This window comes from Microbispora sp. KK1-11 (assembly GCF_006874435.1).
GTDB lineage: Bacteria > Actinomycetota > Actinomycetes > Streptosporangiales > Streptosporangiaceae > Microbispora > Microbispora catharanthi.
Window position 1 is genome coordinate 28,096 of sequence record NZ_VIRJ01000009.1, and the last position, 15,867, is coordinate 43,962.

At 73.0% G+C, this 15,867-nt stretch carries 12 protein-coding genes; 7 read left to right on the forward strand and 5 right to left on the reverse strand.

What is annotated here, in order from left to right; all coding sequences use genetic code 11:
• Positions 1-30 precede the first annotated feature (30 nt).
• The 3 genes from FLW16_RS15235 to FLW16_RS15245 form a co-directional block, all read right to left on the reverse strand.
• A complete protein-coding gene (locus FLW16_RS15235; protein WP_142560684.1) occupies positions 31-1,221 on the reverse strand; it encodes an LLM class flavin-dependent oxidoreductase in 1,191 nt (396 codons plus the stop codon).
• The gene (locus FLW16_RS15240) at positions 1,218-2,570 is read right to left on the reverse strand and encodes an NtaA/DmoA family FMN-dependent monooxygenase (RefSeq protein ID WP_142560685.1); all 1,353 of its coding nucleotides are present in this window, start codon (positions 2,568-2,570) and stop codon (positions 1,218-1,220) included. The genes FLW16_RS15235 and FLW16_RS15240 overlap by 4 nt, the downstream gene beginning before the upstream one ends.
• 78 nt (positions 2,571-2,648) lie before the next feature.
• Positions 2,649-3,368, reverse strand: a complete 720-nt coding sequence (locus tag FLW16_RS15245) for a GNAT family N-acetyltransferase (protein ID WP_142560686.1) — start codon at positions 3,366-3,368, stop codon at positions 2,649-2,651.
• 312 nt (positions 3,369-3,680) lie between these two features.
• Between FLW16_RS15245 and FLW16_RS15250 the strand changes: the two genes are divergently transcribed.
• The 3 genes from FLW16_RS15250 to FLW16_RS15260 all read left to right on the forward strand — a co-directional run bounded on the left by FLW16_RS15250 (position 3,681) and on the right by FLW16_RS15260 (position 6,454).
• Positions 3,681-4,631, forward strand: a complete 951-nt coding sequence (locus FLW16_RS15250) for an amino acid ABC transporter permease (RefSeq protein ID WP_142560687.1) — start codon at positions 3,681-3,683, stop codon at positions 4,629-4,631.
• Positions 4,628-5,392, forward strand: a complete 765-nt coding sequence (locus FLW16_RS15255) for an amino acid ABC transporter ATP-binding protein (protein ID WP_142560688.1) — start codon at positions 4,628-4,630, stop codon at positions 5,390-5,392. Before FLW16_RS15250 ends, FLW16_RS15255 begins: the two co-directional genes overlap by 4 nt.
• A gap of 87 nt (positions 5,393-5,479) precedes the next feature.
• On the forward strand, positions 5,480-6,454 hold the full coding sequence (locus FLW16_RS15260) for an ABC transporter substrate-binding protein (protein WP_142560689.1): 975 nt from the start codon (positions 5,480-5,482) through the stop codon (positions 6,452-6,454).
• A gap of 138 nt (positions 6,455-6,592) precedes the next feature.
• Here the strand turns inward: FLW16_RS15260 and FLW16_RS15265 are convergent, their stop codons facing one another.
• Positions 6,593-7,195 (reverse strand): hypothetical protein, encoded by a 603-nt coding sequence (locus FLW16_RS15265; RefSeq protein WP_142560690.1) that lies wholly within the window; start codon positions 7,193-7,195, stop codon positions 6,593-6,595.
• Between the two features lie 400 nt (positions 7,196-7,595).
• Between FLW16_RS15265 and FLW16_RS15270 the strand changes: the two genes are divergently transcribed.
• Complete coding sequence (locus FLW16_RS15270; RefSeq protein ID WP_142560691.1) at positions 7,596-11,153, forward strand: WD40 repeat domain-containing serine/threonine-protein kinase; 3,558 nt, start codon at positions 7,596-7,598, stop codon at positions 11,151-11,153.
• 5 nt (positions 11,154-11,158) lie between these two features.
• Positions 11,159-12,211, forward strand: a complete 1,053-nt coding sequence (locus FLW16_RS15275; protein WP_142560692.1) for a hypothetical protein — start codon at positions 11,159-11,161, stop codon at positions 12,209-12,211.
• Positions 12,212-12,217: 6 nt separating this feature from the next.
• On the opposite strand, the gene FLW16_RS15280 is transcribed toward FLW16_RS15275, so the two are convergent.
• A complete protein-coding gene (locus FLW16_RS15280; RefSeq protein WP_221891090.1) occupies positions 12,218-12,661 on the reverse strand; it encodes a MarR family winged helix-turn-helix transcriptional regulator in 444 nt (147 codons plus the stop codon).
• A 97-nt stretch (positions 12,662-12,758) separates the two neighbouring features.
• Here FLW16_RS15280 and FLW16_RS15285 point away from each other — a divergent pair, with 97 nt between their 5' ends.
• Together FLW16_RS15285 and FLW16_RS15290 are read left to right on the forward strand one after the other, a co-directional pair.
• The gene (locus FLW16_RS15285; protein WP_142560693.1) at positions 12,759-14,177 is read left to right on the forward strand and encodes an MFS transporter; all 1,419 of its coding nucleotides are present in this window, start codon (positions 12,759-12,761) and stop codon (positions 14,175-14,177) included.
• Positions 14,178-14,294: 117 nt separating this feature from the next.
• Positions 14,295-15,866, forward strand: coding sequence for an ABC transporter substrate-binding protein (locus tag FLW16_RS15290; protein ID WP_142560694.1), 1,572 nt, complete (start codon positions 14,295-14,297; stop codon positions 15,864-15,866).
• Position 15,867 lies beyond the last annotated feature (1 nt).

Here is a 15,867-nt window from a genome sequence, read left to right on the forward strand (position 1 = left end):
CGAGCCGGCCGGCTCGGGCGGTGCGGCCGATCACGACGCCTTGGCGTAGCGACTGGCGGGGCGGGCCAGCCCGAGCCGCCCGCGCAGGTCAACCGTGTCGTACGCCGTCCGGAACGCGCCCGCGTTCTGCAGGGCGGGCACGAGGGCCCGGGTGATCGCCGCCAGGTCGTGCGGCAGCTCCCCCGGCCGGAGGCGGAATCCCTCCAGCCCCGCCTCCCGCCACTCCAGCAGCAGCCTGGCCAGCTCTTCGGGGGTGCCGGCGAAGACGTGGGCGTCCGAGTCGAGTTCGGCGCCGTCGAGGTCGTCCAGCCGGGCCTTCCGGCCGGCCGCGTCGCGGGCGTCGAGGAAGACCACCAGATCCGCGAAGATCCGCAGCGGCGGCTCGGCGCGTCCGACGGCCGCCTCCGCCGCCCGGACGCTCTCGACGATCGCGGCGGCGTCCTCCCGGTCGCGTGGCGTGACGTACACGACGTCGGAGGATCGGGCCGCGAACTCGTACGGCAGCGTGTCGTGGGCCAGGGAGGTGACCAGCGGCTGGCCCTGCGGGGAGCGCGGCGTGATCGAGGGGCCCTTCACGCTGAACCACTCGCCGCGGAAGTCGATGTAGTGGAGCTTGTCGCGGTCGATGAACCGGCCGGTCGCGACGTCGCGGATCTCGGCGTCGTCCTCCCAGCTGTCCCACAGGCGGCGGACCACCTCGACCGCGTCGGTGGCCTCGGCGAACAGATCCAGCACATGCTTGCCGAAGACGGGATCGCGGTCGCGAGAGTAGTCCTGCGGCGGGAAGGGCGGGCGGCGGCCGAAGTGCGCCACCTGGTCGGGGCGGCCGGAGATCTGGGGCCGCCATCCGGCCCTGCCGCGGCTGATGTGGTCGAGCGAGGCGATGCCGATCGCGACGTGGAACGGCTCGGTGTGAGTCGTGCCGGTGGTCGGCACGAGGCCGATGCGCGAGGACAGCGGGGCCACCCGCGACGCGATCAGCACCGCGTCGAGCCGCCCGCGCACCTGGTCGAGTCGCCCGTCGGGCTCGTTGAGGTGGGAGGACTGGAGGCCGAGCGCGTCTTCGAAGGTGACGAAGTCGAGCAGGCCGCGCTCCGCCTCCGCGACGAGTCCGGCCCAGTAGCCGGGGGTGAACAGCAGGTCCGGCCGCGCGCCTTCGGCCCGCCACGCGGCCGGGTGCCAGCCCGCCCCGTCCAGCGCGACGGCGAGATGCAGGGTCATGAGGTCTCCTCGATGCGGTTCGGAGTGCGGGGGGCGAGGCCGAGGTGGTCGCGGAGGGTGGGCCCGGTGTAGTCGGTTCGGAACACGCCCTTCTCCTGCAGCAGGGGGACGACCTTGTCGACCAGGTCGTCCAGCCCGCCGGGAGTCAGGTGGGGCACGAAGATGAAGCCGTCGGCCGCGTCGGTCTGCACGAAGTGATCGATCTCGTCGGCGACCGACCGCGGCGTGCCGATGAAGGTCTGCGGCGCGGAGACCTCGATGGCGAGCTCGCGGATCGACAGGTTCTTCTCCTCGGCGAGGGCGCGCCACTTGGCCACCAGTTCGCCGCGGTCGCGGCGGAACGCCGCGTGGCCCTTGGACACCCCCTCGTCCAGGTTCGGCTCGACGTCGGGCAGCGGGCCGTCCGGGTCGTATCCCGACAGGTCGCGGCCCCACACGGCCTCCAGGAAGTAGATCGCCGTCTGCGGGCTGACCTGCGCGCGGCGGATCTCAATGGCCCGTTCCGCGGCCTCGGCCTCGGTGTCGCCGAGCACGTACGTCACGGCGGGAAGGATCTTCAGCTCCTCCGGCCGCCGGCCGTAGGCGGCGAGCCTGCGCTTGACGTCGCGGTAGAAGGCGCGGCCCTCCTCCAGCCTGCTGTGCCTGCTGAAGATCACATCGGCCGACGACGCGGCGAACTCGCGGCCCTCGTCGGAGTCTCCGGCCTGGATGATCACCGGGTGGCCCTGCGGGCCCCGCGGCACGTTGAACAGTCCCGAGATGTCGAAGTGCCGGCCCTGGTGCCGGAAGGGGGTGACGCCGCCGGGCCGCAGGAACCGCCCCGACTCCGGATCCGCGGCCACCGCGTCCGACGCCCACGAGTCCCACAACTCCCTTGCGGTCTGCAGGAACTCCTTCGCACGGGTGTACCGGTCGGCCTCGGCCAGGAAGCCGCCCCGGCGGAAGTTCTCCCCTGTGAAGGCGTCGAAGCTGGTCACCACGTTCCACGCGGCCCGGCCGCCGCTCAGGTGGTCGAGCGTGGCCAGCCGCCGCGCCACCTCGTACGGTTCGTTGAAGGTGGAGTTCACCGTCGCGGCGAGCCCCAGGTGCGTGGTGACGGCGGCCAGGGCGGACAGGACCGTGAGCGACTCCGGGCGTCCCACGACGTCCAGGTCGTGGATGCGTCCCTTCGCCTCGCGCAGCCGCAGGCCTTCAGCGAGGAAGAAGAAGTCGAACTTCCCGCGTTCGGCCGTCTGGGCCAGGTGGCGGAACGAGTCGAAGTCGATCTGACTGCCCGACGCGGGGTCGGACCAGACCGTGGTGTTGTTCACGCCGGGGAAGTGCGCGGCGAGATGGATCTGCTTGGTCACGGGGGACTCCTGACGTCTCGGCCCGGTTTGCGCCACAGGTTAAACCTACTAACACAGTAGGTATAGAGGGTTTTATCGTCAATCGGCCGGCCTTGCGCTCACGGCGACCGGTACGTCGGCGGGCACTCGGAGGGTGGCGAACGTCGTCCGCCGGCGGAGGCGGAAACCGAGCGCCTCGTACACCCGGATCGCGGTGGTGTTGCTCGCGGCGGCATGCAGGAAGGGGGTCTCGCCGCGGGCGCGGATGCCGGCGGCGACGGCCAGCACCAGCCGTGACGCCAGGCCCTGGCGGCGGAAGGCCGGATCGGTGCAGACCGCGCTGATCTCCGTCCAGCCGGGCGGGTGCAGCCGCTCACCGGCCATCGCGACCAGCGCGCCGCCGCGGCGGATGCCCAGGTAGGTGCCCATCTCGATCGTGCGCGGCCGGAACGGGCCCGGCTGCGTGCGTGCGACGAGGTCCAGCATCTCCGGCACGTCCGCCGCCTGCAGGCGGACCGCCTCGTCGTCGCTTGCGGGGACCACGTCGTCGCCGACCAGTTGCACGCCCGCGCCGTGCGCGACCACCTCCCACCCGTCCGGCGCCGCGGCGGCCTCGCCGGTGACCGGGACCGTCGCGCCGGGCCCCGCGAGCGCGGCGAGGTCGCTCCAGTCCGCGGGGCCGGGGTCGTCGGGCAGCGCGAAGAACGGGGAGACGTCATCCGGGTAGCGCAACGCGCTGCCGTGCCGTTCGGCGAAGCGCGCGTGCGGGCCGGTCAGCGACGCCCACGCGGGGTTGTCCAACAGGTGCCGGTCGCTCATCGCGGCCCTCCTCGGGACACGTCGTGGCCGGTGCTCACGCGCCCACCTCCATGGCCGTCTCGTCGCGGGTGCCGCCGTACCGGGGGAACACGCATGCCTTCGGCATCGGATCTCCTGTCACTCGTTCTCCTGCGGACGCATCCTAAGCAATTACCCACTAAACAAGTAGGTCTTGACGGTATTCCGCGTCTGTGCTGAAGATAGAGGCATGTCGGACGCCCGCGATCAGCGCGGTCGCCGGGAGGGTTGATCCATGACTGTCGCGCCCTTCGCGCTCAATTACGTCCACTCACCTCACGCCACGGAGGCACGATGACCGCGCCCGCCGTGCTGGAGGAGACGGCGGCGGAGTCCGCCGGCTCGCTGACCGTGATCAAGGCGCGTCACCCGGGACGCTGGATCGCCGGCGCCGTGGTGGCGGTGCTGCTGGCGATGGCGGTCAACGCGCTGGTCACCAATCCGGCCTGGGACTGGCCGGTCGTCGGCGCGTACCTGTTCCATCCCTCGGTGCTGCACGCGGTGCTGTTCACCGTGGAGCTGACCGCGCTCGGCATCGTGCTCGGCTTCCTGCTGGGGACCGTGCTCGCGCTGATGCGGCTGTCGCGCGTCCCGCTGCTCGCGTCGGCGGCCTGGGGCTACGTGTGGCTGTTCCGATCGGTGCCGCTCATCCTGCAGCTGCTGTTCTGGTACAACCTCGCCGCCCTGTACAAGCAGATCTCGTTCGGGGTGCCGTTCGGGCCCGCGTTCTTCTCCGTCGACTCGATGGACCTGATCGGGCCGGTGACGGCCGCCGCGCTCGGCCTGGCGCTGCACCAGGCGGCGTACGCCGCGGAGATCGTGCGCGGAGGCTTCCTGTCGGTGGACCCGGGCCAGCTGGAGGCGGCCGCCGCGCTCGGCATCCCGAGGGCCAGGCAGATCTTCCGGATCCAGCTTCCGCAGGCCATGCGGTCGATCGTCCCGGCGGCGGGCAACGAGATCATCGGCCTGGTCAAGGGCACCTCGGTCGTCTACATCATGGCGCTGCCCGAGCTGTTCTACCAGGTGCAGGTGATCTACAACCGCAACGGCCGGGTGATCGCGATGCTGCTGGTGGCCGCGATCTGGTATCTCGTCCTCACCACGGTGCTGTCGGCCGCGCAGTACTACGTGGAACGCCGATTCGGCCGGGGCCTCGCGCGGGCCCTGCCGCCCACGCCGCTGCAGCGGGTGCGCGGGATCCTCACCGTGCGGCGGCAGCGCTTGGCTGGAGGCGGGCGGCGATGAGCACACCCATGGTCGACGTGCGCGGCGTGCACAAGAGCTACGGCCCGCTGGAGGTCCTGCGCGGGGTGGACCTGCAGGTCCTGCCCGGCGAGGTGACGGTGATCATCGGTCCGTCCGGGTCGGGCAAGTCGACGCTGCTGCGCAGCATCAACCACCTGGAGAAGATCGACCGCGGGTACGTCGCCATCGACGGCGAGTTCGTCGGCTACCGGCGGTCCGGAGACCGGCTGTACGAGCTGCGGGAACGCGAGATCCTGCGCCGGCGCACCCAGATCGGCTTCGTCTTCCAGAACTTCCATTTGTTCCCCCATCTCACCGTCCGGGAGAACGTGACCGAGGCCCCGATCTCGGCGCAGGGCCGCCCTCGCGGCCAGGTCGAGGCGCTGGCGACCGAGCTGCTGGCGCAGGTGGGCCTGTCCGACAAGGCCGACGCCTATCCGCGGCAGCTGTCCGGGGGACAGCAGCAACGCGTCGCGATCGCCCGGGCCCTGGCCCTGCGGCCCAAGGTCGTGCTGTTCGACGAGCCCACCTCGGCGCTCGACCCCGAGCTGGTGGGCGAGGTGCTGGAAGTGATGAAGGCGCTCGCCCGCAGCGGCACCACCATGATCGTCGTGACCCACGAGATCGGCTTCGCCCGCGAGGTCGCCGACACCGTGGTCTTCATGGACGCCGGTCAGATCGTCGAGCACGGCCCGCCCCGGCAGGTGCTCGACCGGCCGAGGCACGACCGTACGCGCGCCTTCCTCAGCAAGGTGCTCTGACGAACCCCCTGGCGAGGTTCTCTGAACCCCTCAACAGGATGCTCCCAACCCCTCAGCACGATGCCCTGAATCCTGAAGGACGATCGCATGTCACCATCCCGGTTATCCGTGCTCGGCGTGTCCGCTCTGCTGCTGCTGGCCGCCTGCGGCACGGTTCCCGACGACGACGCGGCCGGCGCCGCCGCCGCTGCCGCGGTCCCGCCCGGCGTCTTGAAGATCAACACGAGTCCGGAGCAGAACCGGATCCGGGCCACGAAGGTGGAGGCGATCGCCGCCGAGGTGCCCGCCGCGATCCGGGCCAAGGGGGAGTTCCTGATCGGCACCTCCACGTTCGAGCCGCCGCTGTCGTTCGTCGCCGACGACAACGTCACCCCGATCGGGGTGGAGGAGGACATCGCCTCCCTCGTGGCCGACGTGCTCGGCCTGAAGCTGCGCATCGAGGCCACGTCGTGGGAGAACCTGTTCCTCGCGGTGCGGTCCGGCAAGTACACGGCCGGCTTCTCCAACATCACCGTCACCGAGGAGCGCAAGGACATCTACGACTTCGCCACCTACCGGCTGGACCAGCTGGCCTGGGAGGTGCCGAAGAACAGCAGGATCACGTCGATCGCCAAGCCGGCCGACGTCGCCGGGCTCAGCGTCGCCGTGGGATCCGGCACCAACCAGGAGAAGATCCTGCTGGGCTGGGACAAGCAGAACCGCGCCGCCGGGCTGAAGCCCGCCCAGATCCAGTACTACAAGCAGGCGGCCGACACCTACCTGGCGCTCAAGTCCGGCCGGATCGAGGCATATTTCGCGCCGAACCCCACCTCCGCCTACCACGCCGCGGTCAGCGGCGACACGAAGATCGTCGGCACCTACTCCGGCGCCGGCCCCTCGCTCCAGGGGCTCATCGCCGCGATGACGCAGAAGGGCAACGGCCTGGCCAAGCCGATCGCCGACGCCCTCAACGCCCTCATCAAGGACGGCACCTACGCCAAGGTCCTCGCCCGCTGGGGCCTGTCCAACGAGGCCGTCCCCGAATCCCTGGTCAACCCGCCCGGCCTGCCCCGCGAGCAGTAGGCCATATCAGCGCAGCTCACACCGCGCGGCCTTCGCGGGTCCGGGCCGGAGAGGTTCCCCCCGATTCAGCCGGACAAGCCGGCGCCCACCCCCAGGGGGCCGGGGGTGGGCGCCGGAGTCTGCCGGGTGGGAATCGGTCTACTTGAGGATCGGGAAGCGGCGGACCAGGGGGGTGGCAGCCCACCAGGTGCCGAGTCCGAGGGTGGTGCCGGCGCCTGCGAGGGCGAGGCCGGCCAGGACGATGGCGTAGACGATGTGCTCGTCCATGAAGGGGTTGGTGGTCAGGGGCAGTTCGGCGGCCCACATCGTGAGCAGGAGCAGCCCTCCCGTCGCAGCGGCGATGCGCATGCCGACGCCGAGGATGAGGGCGGCGCCGATGCCGGCGAGGCCGGTCATGAACAGCCAGTCGACCCAGGCCTGGCCCGCGAGGGTGTTGAACAGGCCGCCGAAGGTGTGGTCGGCGGTGCCCTTCAGGAAGCCGGTGGTCGGGCTGCCGCCGTTGATCCACGCCTTGGCCGCGGGGGTGGCGAAGCCCCAGCCGAACAGCTTGTCGAGGAAGGCCCACAGGAACACCCAGCCGATGGCGATGCGGGCGGCGGCCCAGACGTACCGAACCGGGCGCGTGGTGGCGGCGGGCATCGTCTCACCGTGGGTCCGGGGGGCGGGGACGGTGACCGCGGCGGTGGGTGCGGCGTCATAGAGGCGGTGGTTCCTCTTGTTGCGCCCTTCGGTGATGGCCATGACCGGCCCCTTTCAACGTCTTTCTCTCTTTTCGACACCTCAAGGAAACCGCGGTCACCGGCCGTGCCGCAGGAGCCGTACGGCACGCCGCGGGCGTCTCGAAGTCCCGTGATCGTGGGACTTTCGGTCCAAGTCGGTCAGATGGGGCTTTCGTGTGTCCGTCGGCATCGCCCCGCGCGCGATCCCGCCGCGCCGCGCGACACGGTCCCGGTGAGCGTGACACTGCTCGTGATCTACCCGCTGTTCGACGTCGTCGCGGCCGTCGTCGATCTGCGCTCCTCGTCCGGCACAGGGCGGTGCGCGGGTCCCGAGCCTGATGAGCGCGCCGCAGGGGTCTTGGCGGCGCGGGATCCCCGTAGCACGATCGGGGCATGCGGTCTCCGGCTGGCGGGAGGTCTGGATGGCGACCGTCCTGCTCCCCGGCGATCCGCGCAGGCTCGGCGGCTACTGGCTGGCCGGCCGCCTGGGCGAGGGCGGGCAGGGCGTCGTGTACGAGGCCTACGACGAGGCCGGCCGCCGGGTGGCCGTCAAGGTCCTCCGCCCGGCGGGCGGGCCGGGCGACGCGCGGGCGAGAGCGCGGTTCGCCAAGGAGGTCGCCGCCGCGCGGCGGGTCGCGCCCTTCTGCACGGCCAGGGTCATCGCCGCCGACCTGGAGGGCCCCCAGCCGTACATCGTGAGCGAGTTCGTCGCCGGGCCGAGCCTGCGCGCGGCGGTCGCGCGGGACGGGCCGTACGGGCCGGGGGAGCTGCACCGTCTCGCCACGGGCATCGCGACGGCGCTGGCCGCCATCCACGGGGCGTCGGTGGTCCACCGCGACCTCAAACCGGACAACGTGCTGATCGGCCCCGAAGGCCCGCGGGTCATCGACTTCGGCATCGCGCGGACCGCCGACATGTCGCTGACGACGACCGGGCACGTCGCCGGCACACCGGCCTTCATGGCTCCGGAAAGCGTGCTCGGGGCACGGGTGGGGCCCGCCGTCGACATCTGGGCCTGGGGAGCCGTGACGCTGTTCGCCGCCACCGGCCGGGAGCCGTTCGCCGAGGGGTCCGCCCGTCTGCCCGTACCCGGCGGCGATCCGGACGGGGCGCGGCAGGCGCTGACCGGGGTGGCGGCCCTGCTGCACCGCATCCTGGCGGGCGAACCGGACCTGACGGCGCTGGGGGAGCCGCTGCGCGGCCTGGTGGCTCGCGCGCTCGACAAGAGCCCGGAGGCCAGGCCGGACGCGGACACCCTCCTCGCGACGCTGCTCGGGCACCCGTCGCCGCGAGGCGCGGCGCTGCTCGCGGAGGGCACCCGTACGGCCGAGGGGCTCGGGCCGTCCAGGGCCGTCGCGCCGCCCTCCCTCGCGGCCGTGGCCGAGGAGGCGTACGGCGCGCTCGTCCCGGCCGACCAGGCGCTGGTGCCGCGGATCCTGCTGCGCATGGTCGCGCCGGGGGAGGGGAACGACGACTCTCCCCGGCCGGTGCCCGAGGACGAGCTACTCGACGGCGTGGTCGACCGGGAGACGGCCGGCCGGGTGCTGTCGGGCTTCGCCCGAGCCGACCTCGTCGTCCGGGAGGGCGAGACGGTCGCTCTCGCCGCGGCCGCCCTGCTGCGCGCCTGGCCCCGGCTGCGCGGGTGGGTCGACGCGGATCGGGCGGGCCTGCGGGTGCAGCGGCCGCTGACCGAGGCCGCCAGGACGTGGGATCTGCACGGGCGGCGTCCCGGCGACCTCTACCAGGGGACGGCGCTGGAGACGGCGCTCGGCTGGGCGGCGACCGCGCGCCACCACGTCACGCTGAACACGCTGGAGAAGGCGTTCCTCGACGCGTCCCGAGTCCTCGCCCGGGTCCGTGCCCGGCGGCGCCGCCGCCTCACCGCCGCGCTCGCCGTGCTCGTGGCCGTCGCGGCGGCCTCGGCCGGGCTGGCCCTCGACCAGAAGTCGTCCGCCGAGCGGCAGCGGGACGTGGCCGTGGCCCGGCGGCTCGCCGCCCTGGCCGAGACCTCGCGCTCGTCCGATCCCACCCGGGCGATGGCGCTGAGCGTGGCCGCCTGGCGGCTGGCCGGGGTGCGAGAGGCGCGGGCGGCCCTCTACAGCTCGCTCGCCCAGCCGCTGCGGCGGATCGACCCGCCCCCGCCCGTCACCGCCGGAGCCCGGTTCGACCTGAGCGGGGACGGCCGGCTGCTCGCCGTCGCCGACGCCGGCAGGGCGGTCCTGTGGGAGGTGGCCGCCCGCCGCGTGGCCGGGAGCGCCCAGGGCATCGGACCGGCCCCCGACGCCGTCGCGCTCAGCCCCGACGGCCGCCGCCTCGCGGTTTCCGGCGGCGGCCGTCTGCGCGTGTGGGACCTGTCCACCGGCCGTCCGCTCGGGCCGGCGTTCGGGCACGGCGCACTGGAGATGACGTTCGGCCCGGACGGCCGGCGCCTCGCCGTGCTCGCGCCCGGCCGTCGAGGCCAGGTCTGGGACGCCCTTCGCGGTGCCGAACTCCTCGACGTGCGCGACGAGCGGGCGGAGGGGGTCGTGGTCTCCGCGCGGCACGTCGCCGTGCTGTTCGACGACGGCCGATACCGGGTGTACGAACCGGTCGCGGGGCGTCCGTACGGCCCGCGGCGCCTTCCCGCCCCCGCGGGCGGCCGGGGGGACGCCGTCGCCTTCAGCCCCGACGGCCGCACGATCGCGGTCGGACGCGGTGAGGACGTCGGCTTCTGGGACCTGTCCACCGGCCGCCGCCGGGGCCCCGTCCTGGAGGGTGCCTCCGCCGTCTGGCTCGCGTACGGCGACGGCGGCAGGCTCGTCCTGACCTTCGACCGCACCGGCGCCGGCCTGTGGAGCGCGGACGACGGCGGCCTGCTGGCCTACTCCACGCCGGGGGACACCACCGGCATGCCGGACATCATGGTCACCACCGGCGCGGCGGGCGGCCCGGTGCTGCGCTACCTGCTGAGCGGCGGCAGGGTCGCCACGGTGGACGCAGGGGCGGGGGCCCGCTCCACGGCGGTGTCCCCGTCGGCGGTCGCCGCCGCCTTCGCCCCGGGCGCACGGACGCTCGCCGTCTCGCCGGCCGGGAAAGGGCCGCTCCTGTGGGATCCGGTCAGGGGCGTCCGCCTCGGGCCGCCGCTCGGCGGCACACCGTCCGGGGCGCTCGCCTTTCCCGACGTCCACACGCTCGCCTCCGTTCCCGCGGCCGAGGCGCCGGGCGAGGCCGCGACGGTGAGCCTCTGGAGCGTGCCGGACGGCCGCCCGCTCCGCCGCGTCCCGGTCGCGGGCGCCGGCTCGGTGGGAGGGCTGGCGGTCGGAGGCGGGGTCCTCGCCGTGGCGCCCGTCGCCGAGGACTACGAGCCGGTCCGGGTGTGGGACCTCGCCCACGGCGCGGAGATTCCCGTCCCACGCCGCGACGGATGGGACGTCATGGCGGTCAGCCCGGACGGCCGGGTCCTCGCGATCGGCGGGCGGGACGCCGCCCTGGTCGACCTGGCCGCCGGAACGGTCACCGGCCGTCCGTTCGGGCCCGTCCTCGACGGGGTGCGGTCGATCGCGTTCAGCCCCGGCGGCTCGGCGATCGCCACCGGCTTCCACGAGGCCGGCGTGGGCCTGTGGGACGCCCGCACGCTGCGGCGTACGGGCACGCTCGCGCCCGAGGAGGGGCGGTTCGACGACGTCGTGGCGCTCGCCTACTCGCCCGACGGGCGGCTGATCGCCACCGGCGGCACGAGCGGGGAGGTCCGCCTGTGGGACGCCGGCACGCGGTCGCCGCTGGGCCTGCCGTACGCCGTCCACGCCGGCCGGGTGCTCGCGCTCGCCTTCGGGGCGGACGGGCGGTACCTCTACAGCGCCGGGGAGGACGGGACGCTGCGGCGCTACACGATCGACCCGGAACGGGCCGCGGCCGAGGTGTGCGCGCGGGCGGGCGGCGGCCTGGGAGACGACGATTGGCGGCGCCTCGTGCCGGAGGCGCCCTACCGGAAGGTGTGCTGAGCGACATGACGATCATCCACCACCTGCTCGCGCGGCTCCGGCGACGGCACAGAGGCGACGGCGCCCCCACGGAGACCGATCCGGTGGAGATCGAGTCGGTCGAGGTCGATCCCGATCCCGTCCTGATCGGCGGCGAGGACCAGGTCGTGGCGACCTTCGAGGTGGTCACCAGCGGGCCGTCCGCCGAGGTGAAGGGCGACCTGGTGGCCCCGGACGGCTCCCACACCGGACTGCGTTTCGAGAGCGAGGAGCGCACGACCTTCGAGGAGCGGTGGCGGGCCGGGCACGCGTTCGGCCGGGACGCGGCGGCGGGGACCTGGCGCGTCGTGGTCGGCGCCGGCGGCGTCACCGAGGAGCGGGAGTTCGAGGTCCACGCCGAGGAGGGGCTGCGGCCGTCGAGAATCGACGGCTTCGAGCTGTCCCCGGAGCCGGTCGACGAGGGGAGCCCCCTGACCGTCTCGGGCCGCCTGGAGACGGCGACAGGGAAGGACGACTGGGGCGGTCTTCCCGGCCGGACCGTTGCCCTGCTGTTCCGGCCCGACGACATGCTCGCCCGCAGGGAGGTGGCCCGGGTCGTCACCGGCAGGTCGGGCCGGTTCGACGCGACGGTGACGGCGACCGAGTCCGGCTTCTGGTCGGCGGAGTTCCGCAGGGCCGCCGAGGACCGCGTGCGCTCGACCGCCGCGAGGAGCGCCGAGGTCCGTTCGACGGTGCGAGCCGCCGGGGCCCGGACCACGATCACTTATTCGGCGAGCCCCAAGAGCGGCAGGCGAGGCAGGAAGGCGACCCACACCGGCACGCTGCTCGTCCGGGTCGAGCCCGCCGGGGGCCCCGCACGGTGGGACCCGCTGCCCCAGCAGCGCGTCCACCTCTGGTTCGACCCGTCGGGCTCGGGCGGCGACGCCGTGCAGGGGTCGGCGACGACGGGTTCTGACGGCAGGTTCACCCTGCGGAAGAAGGTGCCGTCGACGGGCGACTGGCAGGTCCGCTTCGACTCGCAGGCGCCGTCGCAGCGCCGGTCGTGCAAGTCGCCGGTCCGCAGGCTCACCACCACCTGAGCCGACCTAGGTGGCGTAGCGCGCGACCACGCCCGTGAGGGCCGTGGCGATCCGGAGCCTGTCGGCCTCCGGCATCTCCTCACCCAGGACGTCCAGCCGCGCGCAGATCTCCTCGTGCACCTTCTCGCCGAGCCGCGCGCCCTCGGGGGTGAGGGAGATCCGGCAGGCGCGGCGGTCGCGAGGATGGCTGACCCGGGTCACGAACCCGCGCCGTTCCACCCGGTCCACGAGCCCGGTGAGGCTGGACTTCTCCAGGTGGAGGAGGCGGCTGAGCTCGGTCATGCCGATGGGGCCGCCGGTCAGCACGCACAGCAACTGCGCCTGCTGCGGGGTGACGCCGTGCTCCCGGCTCACGTCGGCGAAGACGTACTGCACCACGTGGGACATGCGCACCAGCGCGGTGGCGAACGTCGACTCCGTGCCGGCCTTCGTGGTCGTCGTCGTGGTCACCTGTACCTCCCGGTCCGAGCGTAGTTGACATCGGTTCGTACTGCCAACTAATTTGTGCGCACTGCGAACTGTTGGTACTACGAACTAAGGAGGCTTCGTGAGCACGGGTGACACGACGAGCCCCGCCGTGAGAGGCACCGGTCTGCTGGTCGCGCTCGGCATCGCGGTTTTCGGCTACGCCCTGATGCAGACGGTGGTGGTCCCCGCCCTGGGCCTGCTCACCAGGGAACTGCGGACCACGCCCGCCTGGTCGGCCTGGATCCTCAGCGCCTTCCTGCTCTCCAGCGCGGTGCTGACCCCGCTCCTGGGCCGGCTGGGGGACATGCACGGCAGGCGGCGGGTGATGATGGGCGTGCTCGTCGCGTACGCGGCGGGCATGGCCGGCGCGGCGGCGGCCCAGAACATCGGCCAGCTCATCGCCGCCCGCGTCGTCCAGGGCGCGGCGCTGGCGGTGGTCCCGCTGTCCATGGCGATCCTCCGCGAGGCGCTGCCGCGGGAACGCCTGCCGTTCGCGATGGGGCTGGTCTCCGGCATCGTCGGAGCGGGCGGCGGGGCCGGCCTGGTCGTCGGCGGGCTGCTCGCCGACCACCTGTCCTGGCGGTATCTGTTCGTCCTCGGCGCGCTGCTGGCGGCGCTCAGCCTGGCGATGGTCTGGCGGTACGTGCCCGTACGCCGCCACGACACCTCGGGCAGGCTCGACGTGCTCGGGGCCGTGCTGCTGGGCCTCGGCCTCGTCGCGGTGCTGCTCGCGCTCACGCAGGGCCCATCGTGGGGCTGGACGTCGGCGCCGGTGCTCGGCCTGTTCGTGCTCGGCGTGCTGCTGGCGGCCGTGCTCGTCGTGGTGGAACGCGGCAGGGCCCACGCGCTCATCGACGTCGGCGAGCTGACCGACCGGCCGATGCTGGCCACGCACGCCGCCGCCCTGCTGTTCGGCGCCGGGTCGTACTTCTTCTATCTGGGGATGCCCCTGTTCGCCCAGCAGCAGCCCGGGGCGGACGGCGCAGGCTTCGGCGCATCGGTCACCGTGGCCGGTCTCCTGATGCTCCCGGGCATGCTGGCCATCGTCCCGGCCGGTGCGGCCGTCGGCCGCATCTCGGCGTCCCTGGGTTCGCGAGGGCCGCTGGCGTGCGGGTTCGTGCTGTTCGCCGTGGGAGCGGCGCTGCTGGCGCTCGGCCACGCCTCGTACTGGCAGCACCTGGTGTTCTACGCGGTCGTGGGGGCGGGTTCCGGGCTCGTCATGGGGGCGCTGCCCAAGCTGATCGCCGACATCGTGCCGCTGGCCCGGACCGGGACCGCCAACGGCATCAACAACATCGCCCGCACCGTGGGAAGTGTCATCGGCAGTCAGCTCGCCGCCGCCGTCATCGCGTCCACCACCTCCGGCCGCACCGCCGCCGTGCCCGACTCCGCCTTCTCCCTGCTGTTCTGGCTGGGTGCGGTGGCGGCGGTCGCGGGGGTCGCGGTGTCACCCCTGGCCGTACGGCGGAAGCTTTCCCCTATTCCCGAGTCTGTTTGACGGTTATTGCCGAGGCTTGCTAACTTGGTCGCAGTACGAACTATACGTACTACGAACTTTCTCGGGAATCGCCGCCGCCGTCGCGGCCGTCCCGCTTCTTGCGGAAAGAGCCACCTGATGTCCCCTCGTCGGAAACCTCTCGCCCTCGCCCTTCTCGCCCTGAACGGGCTGCTCACCGCCTGCGCGGCGGAAACCGGAACGAACGCCTCCAGTGCGGGCGCCACGCTGGTCGTGGCGATGCCGGCCGACCCCGCCTGCCTGGATCCGCAGCAGACCGGCCAGCTCGTCGCGCTCGACATCAGCAGGTCGCTCGTCGACACGCTGACCGACCAGGACCCGCGTACCGGGAAGATCGTGCCCTGGCTGGCCTCGGAGTTCTCGGTCTCCGACGACGCCCGCCGGTTCACGTTCACCCTGCGCGAGGGCGTCACCTTCAGCGACGGCACCCCGCTGGACGCCGAAGCGGTCAAGGCCAGCTTCGATCGCCTGGCCAGGCTCCCGGCGAACGGCGCGGCGAGTTACCTGCGCGGCTACCAGGGCACCACGGTCGTCGACGCCCACCGCCTGCACGTGGACTTCGACTCGCCGAACGCGCAGTTCCTGCAGGCCACGTCGGGGGCGGGGCTCGGCATCCTGTCCCCGGCGACCGCCGGGACACCGCTCGCCGACCGCTGCCGCGGCCGCTTCGTCGGCTCCGGGCCGTACGTGCTGGACCACTACACCTCCAACCAGGAGGTCGTGCTCAAGCGGCGCGCCGGCTACTCGTGGCCGTCCTCGCTCGCCACGGTGCGGGGCGAGGCGAGTATCGCCGAGGTCAGGTTCGTGTTCGTCCCCGAGGCCGGCGCCAGGACCACCGCCCTGCGCTCCGGGCAGGTCCAGGTCGCGGAGAACGTGCAGCCCGCCGACCAGGACTCCTTCGCCAAGGACGGATTCCACCTGCTCGTCACGAGGGTTCCCGGTCTGGTGCCGCCGCTGTCGCTCAACCACGCCGGAGTCCTGGCCGACCAGCGGGTGCGGCAGGCGTTGCTGCTCGCCGTCGACCGCGCCGACCTCGTCCGCACCGTCCTCGGCCCGAGGTTCGAACCGGCCACCGGTGTGCTGGCCGCCACCACGCCCCTGTACGTCGACCAGAGCGACAAGCTGCGCTACGACCCGGACCGGGCGGCCGAACTGCTCGACGAGGCCGGCTGGCGGCCGGGCCCGGACGGGATCAGGGTGAAGGACGGCAAGCCGCTGACCCTGAACTGGCTGATCCCCGCGCCGATGCCGCCGGTGGACGAGTACGTCCAGCAGCAACTGCGCAAGGTCGGCGTGGACGTGAAGCTGAACGCGGTGCCGCCGACCAAGTACGTCGAGCAGCAGCAGGCCGGGAAGTTCGACATCACCGCGGTCGCCGTCACCCGCGCCGACCCCGACGTGCTGCGCAACATCTTCTACTCGAAGGGCTCCAACCTCTGGCACCTGCCGCAGAGCAAGCTTGACGACTATCTGGAGCAGCAGGCGGCGGCCACGGACGAGGGGAAGCGCCGCGAGGCCGTCGCCAAGGCGGCCGAGTGGATCCTCGACCACGCCGACACCGTCCCGCTGTACGAGAACGCCCTGGTCCACGGCGTCTCGGACGCGGTGAAGGACCTGGAGACCGACGCGTCGACCCGGCTCGACCTGCACGACGCCCGGCTCGCGTCGTGAC

Coding starts and splice junctions, on each gene's coding strand:
- FLW16_RS15250 (WP_142560687.1), top strand. CDS start 3,681: ATGACCGCGCCCGCCGTGCTGGAGGAGACGGCGGCGGAGTCCGCCGGC.
- FLW16_RS15290 (WP_142560694.1), top strand. CDS start 14,295: ATGTCCCCTCGTCGGAAACCTCTCGCCCTCGCCCTTCTCGCCCTGAAC.
- FLW16_RS15245 (WP_142560686.1), bottom strand. CDS start 3,368: ATGAGCGACCGGCACCTGTTGGACAACCCCGCGTGGGCGTCGCTGACC.
- FLW16_RS15235 (WP_142560684.1), bottom strand. CDS start 1,221: ATGACCCTGCATCTCGCCGTCGCGCTGGACGGGGCGGGCTGGCACCCG.
- FLW16_RS15260 (WP_142560689.1), top strand. CDS start 5,480: ATGTCACCATCCCGGTTATCCGTGCTCGGCGTGTCCGCTCTGCTGCTG.
- FLW16_RS15275 (WP_142560692.1), top strand. CDS start 11,159: ATGACGATCATCCACCACCTGCTCGCGCGGCTCCGGCGACGGCACAGA.
- FLW16_RS15270 (WP_142560691.1), top strand. CDS start 7,596: ATGGCGACCGTCCTGCTCCCCGGCGATCCGCGCAGGCTCGGCGGCTAC.
- FLW16_RS15265 (WP_142560690.1), bottom strand. CDS start 7,195: ATGGCCATCACCGAAGGGCGCAACAAGAGGAACCACCGCCTCTATGAC.
- FLW16_RS15255 (WP_142560688.1), top strand. CDS start 4,628: ATGAGCACACCCATGGTCGACGTGCGCGGCGTGCACAAGAGCTACGGC.